The 15,858-nt window shown below is 73.1% G+C and carries 16 protein-coding genes; 10 read left to right on the forward strand and 6 right to left on the reverse strand.

From position 1 onward, the window contains the following. Window positions 1–93 precede the first annotated feature (93 nt). Complete coding sequence (locus BSL84_RS30935; protein WP_234363651.1) at window positions 94–1,242, forward strand: glycoside hydrolase family 64 protein; 1,149 nt, start codon at window positions 94–96, stop codon at window positions 1,240–1,242. A 97-nt stretch (window positions 1,243–1,339) separates the two neighbouring features. On the opposite strand, the gene BSL84_RS30940 is transcribed toward BSL84_RS30935, so the two are convergent. Then, on the reverse strand, window positions 1,340–1,669 hold the full coding sequence (locus BSL84_RS30940) for a hypothetical protein (RefSeq protein ID WP_075971711.1): 330 nt from the start codon (window positions 1,667–1,669) through the stop codon (window positions 1,340–1,342). A 396-nt stretch (window positions 1,670–2,065) separates the two neighbouring features. Between BSL84_RS30940 and BSL84_RS30945 the strand changes: the two genes are divergently transcribed. Genes BSL84_RS30945 through BSL84_RS30965 form a run of 5 tightly spaced genes read left to right on the forward strand, consistent with a single transcriptional unit; the run spans window position 2,066 to window position 6,369 of the window. After that, window positions 2,066–3,595 carry an ATP-binding protein gene (locus BSL84_RS30945; RefSeq protein WP_045322248.1) on the forward strand — a complete coding sequence of 510 codons (1,530 nt, stop codon included), beginning with the start codon at window positions 2,066–2,068 and terminating at the stop codon, window positions 3,593–3,595. A gap of 6 nt (window positions 3,596–3,601) precedes the next feature. Then, window positions 3,602–4,006, forward strand: coding sequence for a roadblock/LC7 domain-containing protein (locus BSL84_RS30950; protein WP_030031532.1), 405 nt, complete (start codon window positions 3,602–3,604; stop codon window positions 4,004–4,006). After that, window positions 4,003–4,362, forward strand: a complete 360-nt coding sequence (locus BSL84_RS30955) for a DUF742 domain-containing protein (protein WP_030031533.1) — start codon at window positions 4,003–4,005, stop codon at window positions 4,360–4,362. Before BSL84_RS30950 ends, BSL84_RS30955 begins: the two co-directional genes overlap by 4 nt. Then, window positions 4,343–4,963, forward strand: coding sequence for a GTP-binding protein (locus BSL84_RS30960; RefSeq protein WP_030031534.1), 621 nt, complete (start codon window positions 4,343–4,345; stop codon window positions 4,961–4,963). Before BSL84_RS30955 ends, BSL84_RS30960 begins: the two co-directional genes overlap by 20 nt. Further along, a complete protein-coding gene (locus tag BSL84_RS30965; protein WP_045322250.1) occupies window positions 4,960–6,369 on the forward strand; it encodes a cytochrome P450 in 1,410 nt (469 codons plus the stop codon). The genes BSL84_RS30960 and BSL84_RS30965 overlap by 4 nt, the downstream gene beginning before the upstream one ends. A gap of 81 nt (window positions 6,370–6,450) precedes the next feature. Here the strand turns inward: BSL84_RS30965 and BSL84_RS30970 are convergent, their stop codons facing one another. The 5 genes from BSL84_RS30970 to BSL84_RS30990 form a co-directional block, all read right to left on the reverse strand. After that, the gene (locus BSL84_RS30970; RefSeq protein ID WP_051873364.1) at window positions 6,451–7,548 is read right to left on the reverse strand and encodes a terpene synthase family protein; all 1,098 of its coding nucleotides are present in this window, start codon (window positions 7,546–7,548) and stop codon (window positions 6,451–6,453) included. Further along, window positions 7,545–8,462, reverse strand: coding sequence for a methyltransferase domain-containing protein (locus tag BSL84_RS30975; RefSeq protein WP_045322252.1), 918 nt, complete (start codon window positions 8,460–8,462; stop codon window positions 7,545–7,547). Before BSL84_RS30975 ends, BSL84_RS30970 begins: the two co-directional genes overlap by 4 nt. Window positions 8,463–8,713: 251 nt before the next feature. Then, window positions 8,714–9,475 carry a DUF72 domain-containing protein gene (locus BSL84_RS30980; RefSeq protein ID WP_075971712.1) on the reverse strand — a complete coding sequence of 254 codons (762 nt, stop codon included), beginning with the start codon at window positions 9,473–9,475 and terminating at the stop codon, window positions 8,714–8,716. Between the two features lie 142 nt (window positions 9,476–9,617). Then, window positions 9,618–10,523, reverse strand: coding sequence for a class A beta-lactamase (gene bla, locus BSL84_RS30985; protein WP_075971713.1), 906 nt, complete (start codon window positions 10,521–10,523; stop codon window positions 9,618–9,620). A gap of 90 nt (window positions 10,524–10,613) precedes the next feature. Continuing rightward, window positions 10,614–11,861, reverse strand: a complete 1,248-nt coding sequence (locus BSL84_RS30990) for a saccharopine dehydrogenase family protein (protein ID WP_030037401.1) — start codon at window positions 11,859–11,861, stop codon at window positions 10,614–10,616. A 114-nt stretch (window positions 11,862–11,975) separates the two neighbouring features. On the opposite strand from BSL84_RS30990, the gene BSL84_RS30995 reads away from it, so the two are divergent. The 4 genes from BSL84_RS30995 to BSL84_RS31010 all read left to right on the forward strand — a co-directional run bounded on the left by BSL84_RS30995 (window position 11,976) and on the right by BSL84_RS31010 (window position 15,779). Then, window positions 11,976–12,782, forward strand: a complete 807-nt coding sequence (locus BSL84_RS30995; RefSeq protein ID WP_234363573.1) for a TetR/AcrR family transcriptional regulator — start codon at window positions 11,976–11,978, stop codon at window positions 12,780–12,782. Continuing rightward, window positions 12,779–13,045, forward strand: coding sequence for a DUF4235 domain-containing protein (locus tag BSL84_RS31000; protein ID WP_030037403.1), 267 nt, complete (start codon window positions 12,779–12,781; stop codon window positions 13,043–13,045). Before BSL84_RS30995 ends, BSL84_RS31000 begins: the two co-directional genes overlap by 4 nt. 50 nt (window positions 13,046–13,095) lie before the next feature. Further along, the gene (locus BSL84_RS31005) at window positions 13,096–13,647 is read left to right on the forward strand and encodes a GNAT family N-acetyltransferase (RefSeq protein WP_075971714.1); all 552 of its coding nucleotides are present in this window, start codon (window positions 13,096–13,098) and stop codon (window positions 13,645–13,647) included. Window positions 13,648–14,039: 392 nt separating this feature from the next. Further along, complete coding sequence (locus BSL84_RS31010) at window positions 14,040–15,779, forward strand: AfsR/SARP family transcriptional regulator (RefSeq protein WP_107484872.1); 1,740 nt, start codon at window positions 14,040–14,042, stop codon at window positions 15,777–15,779. Window positions 15,780–15,858: the final 79 nt, after the last annotated feature.

Consider the following 15,858-nt stretch of genomic DNA (forward strand, 5'->3'; position numbering starts at 1 on the left):
GACCTATGCCCTGCCGCCCCCATCGGCAGGTCCCCCCGCGCAAGGAGGTTGAGAGTGTCCCGTCTGTCGAAACTGCCGGCGTTCGGCGTCTCGGTGCTGACCGTTGGCGCCGGTCTGCTGCTCTTCGGTCCGCCGCCGTCGGCCGATGCCGTCCCGGCGACCATCCCGCTCACCATCAAGAACAGCTCGGGCCGCAACGAGCCCGTCTACATCTACAACCTGGGCACCCAGCTCGCGTCGGGCCGACAGGGCTGGGCCGACGCGAACGGCACGTTCCACCCCTGGCCCACCGGCGGAAATCCGCCGACCCCCGCGCCCGACGCGGCGATCGTCGGCCCGGCCCCGGGGCAGACCAAGACGATCCGGATGCCCAAGTTCTCCGGACGCGTCTACTTCTCGTACGGGCAGAAGCTCGTCTTCAAGCTCACCACCGGCGGCCTGGTGCAGCCCGCCGTGCAGAACCCTTCCGACCCCAACCGCGACATCCTGTTCAACTGGTCGGAGTACACCCTCAACGACAGCGGGCTGTGGATCAACAGCACCCAGGTCGACATGTTCTCCGCCCCGTACGCGGTGGGTGCGAAGACCCCGGGCGGCACGGTCGAGAACACCGGCCGCCTCAAGCCCGGCGGCTACAACGCCGTCTTCGGCGGGCTGCGTTCGACCGGCTGGGGCGGCCTGATCCAGAGCCGTCCGGACGGCACCCCCCTGCGCGCGCTCTCGCCCGGCCACGGCATCGAGGCCGGCGGCATACCGGCCGGCGTGATGAACGACTACATCAACCGCGTCTGGAGCAGGTACAGCTCCTCCACCCTGACCGTGACGCCGTTCGCGCACCAGCCGAGCACCAAGTACCACGGCCGGGTGTCGGGCAACGTCATGAACTTCACCGACGGCTCGGGGGCGGTCGTCACGAGCTTCCAGAAGCCCGACTCCGACAGCGTCTTCGGCTGCTACAAGCAACTGGACGCCCCCAACGACGCCGTCAGAGGCCCGATCTCCCGCACCCTGTGCGCGGGCTTCAACCGCTCGACGCTCCTGACCAACCCGAACCAGCCCGACGCGAACAGTGCCGGCTTCTACCGCGACGCCGTCACCAACCACTACTCCCGCCTCATGCACGCGCAGATGGCCGACGGCAAGGCGTACGGCTTCGCCTTCGACGACGTGGGCGCCCACGAGTCGCTGGTCCACGAGGCGAACCCCCAGGAGGCCTTCATGACCCTGGAGCCGTTCAGCTAGGGCGTGCTGTGACCCGGTGAGCCTTTGCGGCCGCAGCATCGGAGCCGGCGCGAGGACCGATCCGGGCGGCGGGTGCGCGGCGGCTGCGCACCCGTCGTCAGTGGTCGTGGCGCGCCCCGTGCTCCAGCCACCGGGGGGCGGCCGCGCGGGCCTCCGGGCCGAAGGGGGCGAGGGGCGGTCGTCCGCCGGGGCCCGTCGCGGTGAGGGGGATGCCGAGGCTCTGGCACATCCGCTGGGCGCGGGCCAGCGCGCTGAAGGTCATGGGGGAGGGGGAGCTGCTCGGCAGTTCGACCGTGACCTGCTCGGGGCGGTGCGCGTGCACGAGGGATTCGATCTGCAGGGCCGCCGCCGCCCGGTCGGTGACGCCCAGCTCGTGCAGGATCCGCACGTGCAGTGCTCCGCCGGCGATGTGGTGACTGATGACCATGCCGTACCTCTCCGCGCACCGGGATCCCCAGGACGACTCCAGTGTGCGGCAGGCGCGCCGCCCCGACGAGTCGGGAAAGGCCTCGGGCCTGCACGCCTTAGCGCATCTCCGCTCGGGGCGCCACTTGGCGCCCGGGCTGCGCGGCCGGTCTCGGTGGGTGTCCCGGGGCGGAGAGCCGGGACGCCGGAGCGCCGGCGGGGCGTCGACCTCCCCTTACGCGGCCGGCCGCCGAGGACTTCCCGGCGCCGTGGCCGGAAAACGTCAGCAGATATGGCGCAAAGCAGTTCCTTCGGTCCGATGAACTCCAACGAAAGCGCCCGTGCGGGCAGTTGGGCGTAGTTATGCTCCCGCCCACCGGTCAGAAGGTAACCCTTTTCCGATAATTCAAGGACGCCGATGGAGCAAAGAGACATTCCACCTGAAACGGCCCGCCCGGAGGTGGGAGCAGGCCGGGCACTGCCCGCGATCGCGTCCGTGGCAGCCGTCTGCCTGGTCGGGGCGCTTGTTTCCTCCTCCGAGCCGGTCGGCACCGTCCTGGTCGCCGTCGGCGCCCTGTGCGCCGCCGCCGTGTTCGTGGAAGCCCTGCGGCGCGGCCGCGCGCTCGCGGCCCGCAGCGCCCAGATCGCCGCCCTCCAGCACACCCTGGCCCGCCAGGAGACCGAGGCGACCCGCCTGTCCGCCGTCGTGCTCCCCGAGGCCATCGAGCGACTGCGCCGGGGCGAGGTGGCCGAGGAAGTGCTCACCTCCCTCGGCGGCCGCGCCGGACACGGCAACCGCTGGGGCAACGACGCCGCCCTCACCCCCCGCTTCAGGACCGCCCTCCAGGACGTGCTCGCGCACGTCATCGACGCCGTCGACAACGAGGAGAGCCTGCGCGACTCGGCGCAGCGGGCCTTCGTGAACGTCGCCCGCCGCGTACAGGCGATCGTCCACCAGCAGGCCCACGAGATGCGCGAGATGGAGGACCGGCACGGCCGCAACCCGGACGTGTTCGGCGACCTCCTGCGACTCGACCACGGCACCGCCCTCATCGGCAGGCTCGCCGACTCCATCTCGGTCCTCGGCGGTGCGCGCCCCGGCCGGCAGTGGAGCAGGGCCGTCACCCTCTACAGCGTGATGCGCGGCGCGATGTCGCGGATCATCGACTACCAGCGCGTGGAACTCCACTCGGTCACCGAGGTCGCCGTCCTCGGCCCCGTCGTCGAACCGCTCATCCACACCCTCGCGGAGCTGCTGGACAACGCCACCCGCTACTCCCCGCCGCACACCCGGGTCCACCTCACCGCCGTCGAGGTGCAGTCGGGTATCGCCGTGGAGATCGAGGACGGCGGCCTCAGCATGAGCGAGGAGGCCCGCTCCCGCGCCGAGAAGATGCTCGCGCAGGCACAGTCCGGCATCGACCTCAACGACCTGGGCGAGACGCCGCGGCTCGGTCTGGCCGTGGTCGGCCGGCTCGCGCAGGCGTACGGGTTCCAGGTGTCGCTGCGCTCCTCGGCGTACGGCGGCGTACGCGCCGTGGTCATCGTGCCGCAGCACCTGATCACCACCGCGTCCGCGGCGACCGGCCTCGCCCACGGCATCGGCTCCTCCTCGGGGCCCAGGGCGGTGTCCGCCACCCCGCGCGAGCACCCCGTGGACGCGCCGCCGGCCGCCGTGTCCGTCCCCCGGCCGGCTCCGGCGCCGCTGTCCGGGCCGATGCCCGCCGCCGGCCCGGCCTCCGAACGCACCGCGACGGGTCTGCCGCAGCGGCGCCGGAAGGACCGCGTCACCACCTCCGACGTCCGGCCGGCCGCGAGGCCGCAGTCGGCGGACGACAACGGTCCCGGAATGTGGCTGGAGGCGTTCCACAGCGGACTGGCCGGCGAGCCCGGCCAGGACGCACCGGGCGCACAGGACTCGTCGGGTTCAGCGACCAAAGGGGCGTAAACAGTGATGACTCAGCGAAGCAGCATGGACTGGATGCTCAAGGACCTGGCCGCCGGAGTGCCGCAGACGCGGCACGTGATCGTACTGTCCGCGGACGGGCTCTGCGTGGCGCAGTACGGGGCCGAGACGGACACGGCCGACCGCCTGGCGGCCGCCTGCGCCGGCCTGCAGAGCCTCGCCGGAGCGGTGGCCGCCGAGCTGCCCAGCTCCGAGGGCAGAATGCGGCTGGTCGTGATCGAGATGGACGGCGGGTTCTTCTACCTGATGGCCGCCGGAGACGGCTCCTACCTCGCGGTCCTCGCCGACGAGGGTGTCGACGCGGGCCTGATGGGCGCGCAGATGCGCAACCTGGTGACCCGAATGGGGGACCACCTGAGCAGCCCGCCGCGGCATGACGGGCAGCCCGCGTGAAAGAGCCGCCCGCGAGCTGGGAGGACGCCAGTCCCGAACGGCTCTATGTCATCACCGGCGGACGCAGTGGCCCCTCCACCTCCGTCCGCCTGGACCTCGTGACCTTAGTGGTGGCCAAAGGGCCTCCCCGGCCCGAGATGCAACCCGAGCAGGCCTCCATCCTGCGGATGTGCCAGTCACCGCTGTCGGTGGCCGAGATCGCCGCGTACGCAGGCCTGCCCGTGAGCGTCGTCACCGTGCTGGTCGGAGACCTGATGGCCGCCCAACGCGTCCACGTCCGCCCGCCCATTCCCACCGCGCAGCTACCCGACCTTGCTCTGATCGAGGCAGTGATCGATGGACTTCAGAAGCTCTGACCCGCCCGCCGGGCCGCGCGAGGCGGACATCCTGCCGCACACGGCCGCGGCGGCCGTGAAGGTCGTCATCGTCGGCGGCTTCGGTGTGGGCAAGACGACGATGGTCGGTGCGGTCAGCGAGATCAAGCCGCTGACCACCGAGGAGACGATGACCAGGGCCGGCGTCGGCATCGACGACACCTGGGGCGTCGCCCGCAAGATCACCACCACCGTCGCCATGGACTTCGGCCGCATCAGCATCAACGACGAACTCGTGCTGTACCTGTTCGGGACACCCGGCCAGGAACGCTTCTGGTTCCTGTGGCGCGGGCTGTTCGAAGGCGCGCTCGGAGCCGTCGTACTCCTCGACACCCGCCGGCTGGAGATCAGCTTCGACGTCATCGGACGGCTGGAGGAACGCGGTGTGCCCTTCGTCGTGGCCGTCAACTCCTTCCCCGGCGCGCCCGAGCACCCGCTGGAGGAGCTGCGTGAGGCCCTCGACCTGCCGCCCGCCGTCCCGATCCTCGTCTGCGACGCAAGAAGGCGGGAATCGTCCCGCGACGTCCTGCTGACCCTCATGCGCTACCTGCACTCCCAGGCAGCCACCCAGGAGGCAATGTGAGCACCACCCCCACCCCGCCGCCCGAGTGCCCCGCCCACGCCGCGGCGACCGCGGGCGGCCTGTACCGCCTGCACGGAGCGGAAGCCCAGGCGGACCCCCTCGCCCTGTACGAGAAGCTGCGGGCCGAGCACGGCCAGGTGGCCCCGGTCCTGGTGAGCGGAGACCTCCCGGCGTGGCTGGTCCTGGGCCACCGGGAGAACCTGGACGTCGCCCGCACGTCGTCGCGGTTCGCCCGCGATCCCCGGGGCTGGCGCGACCTGAGGGAGGGCCGGGTCCCGGCGGACACCCCGCTCGGCCCCATGGTCTCCTGGGTGCCGGTGTGCAACTTCACCGACGGCCCTGTCCACGAGCGGCTGCGCGCGGCCGTGGTCGAGTCCCTGGAACGCTTCGACAAGCGCGGCATCCGCCGCTACGTGACGCGCTTCGCCAACCAGCTCGTCGACCAGATCGCGGCCGAGGGGTACGCCGACCTGGTGACCGCCTTCTCCGACCAGCTCCCCATGCTGGTCATGACACAGCTCATCGGGGCCCCCGACGAACACGGGCCGCTGCTGGTCAACGCGGCGCGCGACATGCTCCAGGGGACGGAGACGGCCCTCCAGAGCGACCGCTACGTCACCACCACGCTGGAGAACCTGGTCACGGAGCGGAAGGCCAAGCCGGCCCGCGACCTCGCCTCCTGGCTGATCGAGCACCCCGCGGACCTCACCGACACCGAAGTGCTCATGCACCTGCGCGTCGTGCTGATCGCGGCCTACGAGACCACCGCCAACCTGATCGCCAACACGCTGCGCACCGTACTGACCGACCCGCGGTTCCGGGCAAGCCTCTCCGGGGGCCACATGACCCTGCCCGACGCCCTGGAGCAGGTCCTCTGGGACGACCCGCCGATCAACACGATCATCGGGCGCTGGGCCACCGGGGACACCGTGCTCGGCGGCCAGCAGGTGAAGGCCGGGGACATGGTCCTGCTCGGCCTGGCGGCCGGCAACGCCGATCCGCAGATCCGGCCCGACCCGTCCGCGTCCGTCCATGGCAACCGCTCCCACCTGGCCTTCAGCAGCGGCCCGCACGAGTGCCCGGGCCAGGACATCGGGCGCGCCATCGCGGACACCGGCATCGAGGTCCTGCTGGACCGGCTGCCCGACCTCCAGCTGGCCGTCGACGCGAGCGAGCTCCAGTGGCGGGGCACGCTGATGTCACGTCACCTGCTGTCCCTGCCGGTACAGTTCGCCCCGCGCTCGGTGCCCGCCCCGGCCCCGCAGCTCCCGGTGGAGCAGCCCGCCGGGCACCCCGTCCACCCGGTGATCCCGCCGCAGCCGGCGGCGCCGCCCGCGGTGGCCGTCACCGGGGGCCGCAGGCGGCGCGGTGTCAGCTGGTGGCGCCGGCTGTTCGGCCGACGCTGAGGCTGCCGCCTCGTTCCGCTCTTTCCGCTTCTCACGCTCCCAGGGGGCCCCGGCCGCACCGGCCGGGGCCCCCTTCCGTCGTCAGTGCCGCAGGTGCCGCCACCAGCCGGCCAGAGCCGGCAGGTCGGGCGGCCCGGTCCCGGTGCAGCCGGGGCCCTCTGCGAACCGGACCGTGAACGAGGAGTCCGCCACGGGCAGTTCGTACCGGTTGCGCGGGCTGGCGTACCGCGGCGCACGGGTCTGCCACGCGATGGAGCCGGCGACGTAATGGCCCAACGCCGCCAGATGACGACGCAGTTCGCAGTCCGCGCCGTGCTCCAGCCGGTCCCGCAGCCGGAGGAAGAGGACCATCACCCGGTCGCGCAGCGCCACGGCGAGAGGTACCGCCTCGGCCGGGGAGCAGCCCTCCTGACGGGCGAGGACGTTGACGAGGTTCACCTCGCGCGGTTCCAGATGGTCGTCCTTGTCGTAGGAGAACAGGTCGTTGTCCGCGCTGACGACGAAACCGGCCGCGTCCGTGAGGGCCGTCAGGGCGGGGGAGCACAGGACGTCCGCCGGCAGCCGGTCCCGGCGGGCGACGTCCGACCAGGTCAGCGAGAACCGCGTGCCGTTCGCGAGCGGGCCCATGGCGACGAAGTCGTTCAGCCCCGGCATCGATCCCTCCTCCGCCCGGGCGGCGCGCCAGGCCGCCCCGAGCAGCCAGTCCCGCGTCCCCTCGACGAATCTGCGCAGCTCGTAGGGGGTGAGCAGAGCGTGGGTGCGGCCGACCAGGTCCAGCAGCGCACGGGTCATGGGCCCTTCGGGCAGCAGGCCCGCCCCGGGGTCCTCGATCGTGCGCAGCAGCCGTGCCCCATGTTCGACGACGGCCGCCGTCCCCACATCGTCGGAACCGGAGTCCTGCCAGTCGTCGACGGCGTTGGCCCAGTAGTTCCACTCGGTGAACAGCAGGAGGGCTTCCACGTCCCCCTCGGGGATGATGCGGCACGAGAAGTCGGCGCTGTGGGTGGCGAGCCCCCATGCGCGCTCGACCGGATCCGGGTACAGGCCGAAGGCGTCGAGCCACTCGACCGCCCGGGCTTCCACCTCCTTCGCGTCGGGATGGACGAGGTCGCGCGGCAGGGGGCAGTAGAAGGGCGGCAGCCCCCTGCCCAGGCGTGAGGGCCGTGGCGGCGCGGTCATCCGCCACCGCCGATCCGGAAGCGCAGCAGCCGCGTCTCCACCGCGTGATCGCGCCACAGCCGGAAGAACTTGCTGTGTGCGATCGTCGACTGTTCGAGCCGGTCGGCGCTCCAGGCCCCGGGCTCGGCGCCGGAGCCCGCTCTCAGCCGGTCGAGTTCGGCGGTGTTCCAGGCCATGGACTGCACCCAGAACTCCGCCACCGCGTCCGTCACGTCCTCGTCCTGGACCAGCTCGAATCCGGCCGCCTCGGCCGCGGCCAGGTAGTCCGAGCGCCGGCCCAGCCGCGTTCTGTAGTAGCCGTCCATGAACTCCCGCCACTCGGACGCGCCCACGAAATGCTCCTGGATCCCGAACCAGCCACCGGGTACGAGCGCCTTGGCGACGACCTCGAACAACCGGGCCCGGTCGGTGTACCCGCTGCTCTCGTTGGCGTAGGCGGCGTCGTACACCCGGGTCTCGTCCAGGTCGTGCACGTCCGCCAGTACGGGCTCCACGCGCTCCGCGACCCCGGCCTGACGGGCGAAGTCCCGGACGATCGGCAGGTGTTCCGGTGCGACGGTGAGACCGGTGACCGACGCGCCGTGCTCCTGCGCCCAGTACAACGAGGTCCCGCCGAGACCGCAGCCGATGTCGAGCAGCCGCCGGGGAGGCGCCTCGTACGCGCCCCAGGAACGGGCCGCGTGGTCGACTATCCGCTCCTGCGCCTCGAACAGACCCCGCTTGAGCGCGCTCTGCGCGACGGTGGTGTCCGGTGGGCCGTCCGGATACAGCCCCACATGGAAGTGGACGCGTGGACCCGGACCGTACTTGTGCAGGATCTCCTGTGTCTTGCGGCTGTAGTAGAGCCGCACCGCGTCGTCCGCGGCCGCGCCGCGGCCACTGCCTAAGGGCCATACGAACGGTATTACGCGCATGGGTGTCCGCCCTTTCGTGGGGTAGGGCCGCCCTCCGGGACACGCCGGCGCCGCTTTCGTAGCGTCCCGAACGGCACACTGTTGAAGCACGGACCATCGTGGCACTTCGGAGGCACCACGTCAGCCCGCTGGATCAGCACGGTACCGCCAAGATCAGTGCGTCGTAGGCGGGTTGAGGGGGATGACGAGCCGGTTCCCGGCACGGAGGGCGGTCGAGCGGGCGGTGGCGGGAAGCCGGCGGTGCTCCGGTCTCATGCGCCGGCGTACGCCGGGTACGGCCGTCCTGGCGGGGACGGCACGAGCCTGGTGAACGCCCGGGCGTCGGCCACGGCCGCTCCGCCGGGGTCGTTGTTGAAGTAGGCGAAGACGTCCGAGTCCGCCGGCCAGGTGTCCACGATCCGGGCCGCCCAGGTGTGCAGGGCCGTCCGTCCGTAGCGGGGAGCCGGCCGGGCGCGGCCCGCGTGGAAGCGCACGTATCCCCAGCCCGCGGTGCGCCACAGCGGCGTCACGGGCCGCGATCCGCGGTCCGCCCAGCACAGGGCGGCACCGCGCTCGGTCAGGACCGAGCGCACCTCCGGCGTCCACCAGGAGGCGTGCCGGGGCTCGACCGCGACACGCGTCTCGGCCGGGAAGCAGGCCAGGCACGCGTCGAGTGCGGCCGGATCGGCTCGCAGGGTGGGCGGCAGCTGGAGCAGGACCGGTCCGAGCCGGTCCCCCAGGGACGCGGCGTGCGCCAGGAGCCGGTGAACCGGCTCGGCCGGCTCGCGCAGGCGTTTGACGTGCGTCAGGAAGCGGCTGGCCTTGACGGCCATGACAAAACCGGGCGGGGTGCGGGCCCGCCACTGGGCGAACGTCTCGGGTGTCGGCAGCCGGTAGAAGGCGGCGTTGCTCTCCACGGTGCGGAAATGACCGGTGTACTCCTCCAGCCACAGGCGCTGCGGCCGGTCCGGCGGGTAGAGGACGCCCGACCAGTCGCGGTACTGCCACCCGGAGGTGCCGACGTACACGCCCATGCCCTCCGCCTGCCCACGGCCGGGTCCGGCACACCTCGGCGCCCACGGCGGATCCGGCTGCCTCGCCCCCGGCGCGGGGCCGCGGACGCCGGGCAGCGGGCGCGGCCGTCCCGCGGTCGGAGGCCGCCCGCCCGCTGGGCCGTCAGGCGAGTGCCGCGGCCAGCACTTCGGCCGCCCGGGCCACCAGGGCGTTCTCGCGGGGCGCGGCCGCCTCCGGTTTGGTGGTCAGCACGGCCAGCTCCACGGGCGGCCGCCCGGGAGGCCAGGCGATGCCCACGTTGTTGTTGGTCCCGTACGACCCGGCGCCGGTCTTGTCCCCGATCACCCAGTCGCGGGGGAGCCCGGCGCGGAACCGGTCGCCGCTCGTCGTGTTGGACACCAGCCAACGCGTCAGGAGCTCGCGGTGCCGCGGGACGAGCGCGTCGCCGAGGACGAGCCGCCCGTACGTCCGCGCGATGGCCCGGGGGCTGGTCGTGTCGGTCACCCGCCACGGCTCGGCCGAGTTCAGCTCGGGCTCCCACCGGTCGAGCCGTGTCACGCGGTCACCGACGGAGCGGCAGAGGCGGGTGATCGCCGAGGGTCCGCCCAGCTCGCGCAGCAGCAGGTTCGCGGCGCAGTTGTCGCTCTGGGCGATGGCGGCCGAGCACAGCTCGGCCACCGTCAGCCCCTGGGCGATGTTCTCCGGCAGCCCGGTCACCGAGCCGCCGCCCGCGCCGGCGACGTCCTGCGCGGTGTAGCGGATCCGCCGGGCGAGGAACCCGCCGTCGCGGTCCAGGTCCCGCATCACGGCCGCCGCGGCGGGCGCCTTGAACACCGAGCACATGGGGAACAGCTCGTCGGCGCGGTACCGCACCGTCCGGCCGGTGCCCGTGTCCCGCGCGTACGCCCCCACCCGCGCGCCGTACTCGCGCTCCAGCGCGCGCAGCCGCCGTACGGCCTCACCGCCCGCGCCGCCGGGCGCCGCGGCACGGGCCGCACCCGCCGGCAGGGCCGCGCCCAGCGCCACTCCCGCTCCCAGAGTCAGTACGGCACGACGGGTCTGCTCCACGTCGTCACTCCTCTCCCTTTGACGGTCACGTGGGGGCAAAGACGCCAAAGAAGATCAATTCGGTTCCGTTCGGCTGCCGGTGCGGCGGTGTCAGCGGCCCGGAGCGGGCGCGGGGTCCTGCTCGCGGACGGCCCAGGGCGAGCCGTACTCCGTCAGCAGGTCGAGGAACGGCACCGGCGGCAGGGCCTCGGGGCCCAGGACGCCGGCTCCCGACCACACGCCGTTCGCGAGGAGTTCGAGGGCCACCACCGGGTTCACCGCGGTCTGCCAGACGACGGCCTGGGAGCCGTACTCGCGCATCGACCACTGGTTGTCGACCACGTGGTAGAGGTACACCTCGCGCGGCCGGCCGTCCCGGGTGCCCCGGACCCAGGTGCCGGCGCAGGTCTTGCCCGTCATCCGGTCGCCGAGCGTCGCCGGGTCGGGGAGGCAGGCGGCGACGACGTCGCGCGGCGAGACCCGGACCTCGGCGCCGTCCCCGCCGCGGACCGGCACCCGGGCGGTGGAGTCCAGGCCCAGCGCGTGCAGGGCCTTGAGCTTGCCGATGAAGTCGTCGCCGAGGCCGTACTTGAACGTCACCCGGCGGGCGCCGACCCAGCGCGGGACCAGCAGCACCTCCTCGTGCTCGACGTTGACGCACTCGACCGGCCCGATGCCCTCGGGGAAGTCGAAGACCTCCGGCTCGCTGAACGGCTCGGTGGTGAACCAGCCGCGTCCGCTCTCGTACACCACCGGAGGGTTCAGGCACTCCTCGATCGTGGTCCAGATGTTGAAGGACGGTGCGAAGTCGTAGCCCTCGACGGTCAGGTTCGCGCCGTCGCGGATCCCGATCTCCTCGATGTCGTCGAAGAGCTCGTCGGCGGCGTAGCGGGCGAAGACGTCCGACAGGCCGGGCTCGACACCCATGCCGACGAGCGCGAGGCGGCCCGACTTCTCCCAGTCCGCGGCCCGCTCGAACTGCTCGTCGCCGAGCTTCACCCCGCACTCGGCGTGCGGGCGGTCCGGGTGCGGGCGGGAGAGGGACATGGCCATGTCGACGTAGTGGCTGCCCGCCGCGAGGGCGGCGCCGAACAGCGGCATCACGAAGCGCGGGTCGGTGGCGTTCATCAGTACGTCACACCCGTGCTCGGTGAGCAGCGCGGTCACCGCCGCCTCGTCGGAGGCGTCCACGCGGCAGGCCCTGAAGCGCCGCTCGTCGGCGCCCAGGGCTCTGACCGCGGCCTGCGCGCGGGCCAGGTCGTAGTCGGCGACGACGAAGTGGTCGAAGAAGTCACGACGGGCGGCGATCTTGGTGATCGCGCTCCCGACGCCGCCGGCACCCACAAGCAGAACACGCATGTCTTCGTCCCTTCTCGGCGAGGCGTGCGCCTCCAGGGGGCTGATGGAACCGGGCGCCCCGAGTTAAGGTCAATGGTGTTGGCATAAGACCGGCACGTCACGGAGGCGGGCGCGATGGCGAAGGACGTGGTCCCGGAGGAGGCCCGCAGGCGGCGCCGGCCGACCCGGCAGGGGACGGTGCTCTCGGAGCGGCTGATCGTCGAGACGGCGCTGCGGATGGTGCGCGAGCACGGCAGCGCGGGCCTGTCCGCCCGGCGGCTCGGGGCCGCACTGGGCGCGGACCCCAGCACCCTCTACCGGTACTTCGAGGGCATGGACGGCCTCACCCTGGCCATGGGCGAGGAGCTGATCGGCCGGGCCCTCGCCGGCTGGGCACCGACCGGCCGGTGGCGCGACGACCTGCGCGCCCTCGGACTGCGTATCCACGGCGCCTACCTCGCCCACCCGCAGGCCGCGCTGCTGACCGCGAGCCGGGTGACCGGCCGGCCGCGGGAGATCGCGGCCGACGAGGCGATCCTGGGCATCCTGCGCGGGGCGGGCTTCGGCGACGAGGACGCGGTGCGGATCTACCACGCCTACATCGACCAGAGCCTGGCGTTCGCCGCGCTCGACGCGGGCCCGCTCGCCCTGACGGCCGAGGCCCGCGAGTCGGACGAGGAGCGCTGGGAGTCGACGTACGCCCGGCTGCCGGCCGACGCGTACCCGAACATCGCGGCCACCGCCGGCCTGCTGGCCGCCCGTATGCCGCACAGCGCCTACCCGGTCGCCCTGGAGATGCTGCTGGAGACCGCCGAGCGGCAGCTGGCGGACTCCGGGGGCCGGGACGGGCCCCGGTCGGGCGTTAGCCGTGCGCCGGAGCGGGCAGACGCCGGGAGGAAGCGAACCCGGACCCGGACGGACCGTCCCGAGGAGGCACGATGAAGGCTTCGGCAGTGGCGTACAAGCCCGTGGGGCTGGCCCTGGGCGCCCTCGGGGGCGCGCTGGCCGGCGCCGCGTTCAAACAGCTGTGGAAGGGGCTCGGCCACGACGACGACGCCCCGAACGCCACCGACGAGGACCGGACGTGGCGGGAGATCCTCATCGCCGCGGTCCTCCAGGGCGCCGTCTTCGCCGTGGTCAAGGCGGCCATCGACCGGGGCGGCGCCGTGGCCGTCCGCCGCCTCACCGGCACCTGGCCCGACTGAGGGCCCCGATCGCCCGGCCGGTCCGCCGGCGGCGCGGTACGTTGGCGCTCATGACCGGACACCGGCACGCCGCCTGGCCGCCCGCCCCGATACGCACCGAGCGCCTCGTGCTGCGGGCCTCCGAGGCGCGCGACCGTGCGGCCTTCGTCGACCTGTTCGCGTCACCGGAGGTGGGCGTCTACGCCGGCGGCTCCCGCCCGCGTGACGAGCTGGAACGCACGGCCCCCGAAGTGCCCGGCCAACGGCCGGGCTTCTTCGTCGCCGAGCTCGACCGAGCGATGATCGGCATGATCACACTCGACCCGCGCGACGCCGGGCGACCCGGACACGTCCGCCCGGGCGGTGGGGAGACCGAGCTCGGCTACATGTTCCTGCCGCGGGCGTGGGGCCGCGGATACGCCGCCGAGGCCTGCACGGCGGCCCTCGACTGGCTCGCCGGGGTACGCCCCGGCGAGCCGGTCGTACTGTGCACCCAGAGCGCCAACGACCGCGCGATGCGCCTCGCGGCGAGGCTGGGCTTCACCGAGGTGGAGCGGTTCGAGGAGTTCGGCGCCGAGCAGTGGTTCGGCGTGCGCGAACTGCCCGCCTCCACCGGGGTCTGAGATCAGCCATATCAGTGGCGCGATATGCACCTTAATTGGATCACGACAACGTGCTTGGATAGCGCCTCCACGGTAATTCGTTTACCGCTTAACGGTTTTGGCGAACCGGCGGTAACTCCTCGAAGCGTCCGGGTTACGGAGAAGGGAGAACAATGCGGCGGGAAGGAATTGGGTCATCCGCCGGCTCGACTTCCACAAGATCCGTTATGTAGTGTTCCCGTTATTCACCGCCCAACGGGGGGCGGACGGCGACTCGGGGATTGGTCCGGACTATTTCCGGCGTGTGACGGCCCCGCAGAACCGGCAGACCACCGCCCCCGCCGCGCTCCCCATTGGGGGAATGCGTGTCCCGACACGGGGGATCAATCATCCGGTTCCAGCTTTTGGGGCCCTTGAGCATTGCGCACGGCCCCGAAACCGTCGTTCTCAAACCGTCCAAGCCGACCAGCCTCCTCGCCGCACTTCTGCTCCACCCCAACACCGTGGTCTCGACCGCCTACCTGCTGCGCGCCGTGTGGGACGAGGAACCGCCCGCCACGGCCCGCGCCGCACTGCAGACGTGCGTCCTGCGACTGCGCCGGCTGTTCGCCGAGTACGGCATATCCGCGACCACCATCGAGGCCGTGCCGGGCGGTTACCGGATGCGCAGCGACACCGGGACCCTCGATCTCGTCCGCTTCCGCACCCTCGCGGCACGGGCCGGAGCGGCTGCCGACCCGGGGGAGGAGCTCTACGGGCTGCGCGAGGCGCTTTCCCTCTGGCAGGGGCAGCCCCTCGCCAACGTCGCCTCCCGCATGCTCCAGCGCGACGCGGTGCCCGCCCTCGAACAGGAGCGGCTGCGGGTGCTGGAGCGGGTCTGCGACCTCGAACTCGCCGCGGGCAACTGCCATCAGGTCCTCGTCGACCTGTACGAGAGCGCACGCCGGCACCCGGTCCGCGAACGCTTCACCGAGCAGCTCGTCGAAGCGCTCTACCGCACCGGTCGGCAGGCCGAGGCGCTTGCCGAGTACCGCACGGTGCGCGACCGGCTGCGCGACGAACTCGGCATCGACCCCGGACCGGGACTGCGCCGCCTGGAACTCGCCATCCTGCGCGCCGAGGAGCTGGCGCCCGCCCCGCCGCGGCCGCCCGCGCGCACCGCGGCCGCGGCAGGAGCCCCCGCGCTGCCCCCCGGCGCGTCCGCCGGCCCGACGGCCCCGAGCCGACCGGGCCGGCCGGGCCGTGCGGTACCGCCCGTCCCGGCGTTCGCCGGGCGCGAGGCCGACCGCGGGGCCATGGCCGCCCGGCTCACCGCCGCCCGTGGACCGCGCCTGGTCGTGGTCTCCGGAGCGCCCGGCATCGGCAAGTCCGCGCTCGCCCGCCAGACCGCCCACGAGGTGCAGGAAGCTTTCCCCGGCGGCGTGTTCACCCTCCGGCTGGCCCGGCCGGACGGGACTGCGGTCGCCGTCGAGGAGGCGGCGCGGCTCCTGCCGGACGAGGCCCCCGGCCGCTGCCTGATCGTCCTGGACGGCGCGGCCGGCGCCTGGCAGGTGCTGCCGCTGCTGGCCGCCGCGGAGGACGCCGCCGTCCTCGTGACCAGCCGGCGCCAACTGGCCGCGGTCGTCGCCACGCACGGCGGCGCCGTGCACCGCCTCGACGTGCTCCGGCCCCCCGAGGCGTACGGGCTCCTCGCCGGGCTCGTCGGCCCGGAACGCATCGCGACGGAGCCCGCCGCGGCCCGCGAACTGGCCTGCGCCTGCGGGCACTTCCCGCTCGCCCTGCGGATCGCCGCAGGACGGCTGCTGACAAGGCCCGGCCTGTCCGTCGCGGACTGCGCGGCCTGGATCGCGGAGGATCCCCCCGCACGGCTGGCGCTCGCGGAGGACCCCGGGCTCTCCGTCCCCGAGGTGCTGGGGCAGGCGCTCGACGCGCTGGACCCCGAGCTGCGTGAGGCGTTCCTCCGGCTGGGCGCAGCCGGAGCCGCCGCGGACCCGTCGGCCGGGGAGAGCGAAACCGTACTCGAACAGCTCGTGGAGGCGGGTCTGTTGGAGGACGGCCCGCCCGGCCCCTACCGCCTCCACGACCTGCTCCGCAGCTACGCGCGTTGGCGCGTGCGCACGCGGGAGACGGCGGCCCCGGCCGCGCCGCGCTGACCCCGCAGGCAGACCCCGCACGGCCCGCTCCGCCCCGCACCCGTCGCCGTCCCGCACCGTCGCCGTCCCGCACCGTCGC

Source organism: Streptomyces sp. TN58 (assembly GCF_001941845.1).
Taxonomy (GTDB): Bacteria; Actinomycetota; Actinomycetes; order Streptomycetales; family Streptomycetaceae; genus Streptomyces.

Bases quoted from the DNA above. Each gene is read 5' to 3' on its own strand.
- BSL84_RS30945 (WP_045322248.1), top strand. From the start codon at position 2,066: ATGGAGCAAAGAGACATTCCACCTGAAACGGCCCGCCCGGAGGTGGGA.
- BSL84_RS30990 (WP_030037401.1), bottom strand. From the start codon at position 11,861: ATGCGTGTTCTGCTTGTGGGTGCCGGCGGCGTCGGGAGCGCGATCACC.
- BSL84_RS30975 (WP_045322252.1), bottom strand. From the start codon at position 8,462: ATGCGCGTAATACCGTTCGTATGGCCCTTAGGCAGTGGCCGCGGCGCG.
- BSL84_RS30950 (WP_030031532.1), top strand. From the start codon at position 3,602: ATGACTCAGCGAAGCAGCATGGACTGGATGCTCAAGGACCTGGCCGCC.
- BSL84_RS31000 (WP_030037403.1), top strand. From the start codon at position 12,779: ATGAAGGCTTCGGCAGTGGCGTACAAGCCCGTGGGGCTGGCCCTGGGC.
- BSL84_RS30995 (WP_234363573.1), top strand. From the start codon at position 11,976: ATGGCGAAGGACGTGGTCCCGGAGGAGGCCCGCAGGCGGCGCCGGCCG.
- BSL84_RS30970 (WP_051873364.1), bottom strand. From the start codon at position 7,548: ATGACCGCGCCGCCACGGCCCTCACGCCTGGGCAGGGGGCTGCCGCCC.
- BSL84_RS30980 (WP_075971712.1), bottom strand. From the start codon at position 9,475: ATGGGCGTGTACGTCGGCACCTCCGGGTGGCAGTACCGCGACTGGTCG.
- BSL84_RS30960 (WP_030031534.1), top strand. From the start codon at position 4,343: ATGGACTTCAGAAGCTCTGACCCGCCCGCCGGGCCGCGCGAGGCGGAC.
- BSL84_RS30940 (WP_075971711.1), bottom strand. From the start codon at position 1,669: ATGGTCATCAGTCACCACATCGCCGGCGGAGCACTGCACGTGCGGATC.
- BSL84_RS31005 (WP_075971714.1), top strand. From the start codon at position 13,096: ATGACCGGACACCGGCACGCCGCCTGGCCGCCCGCCCCGATACGCACC.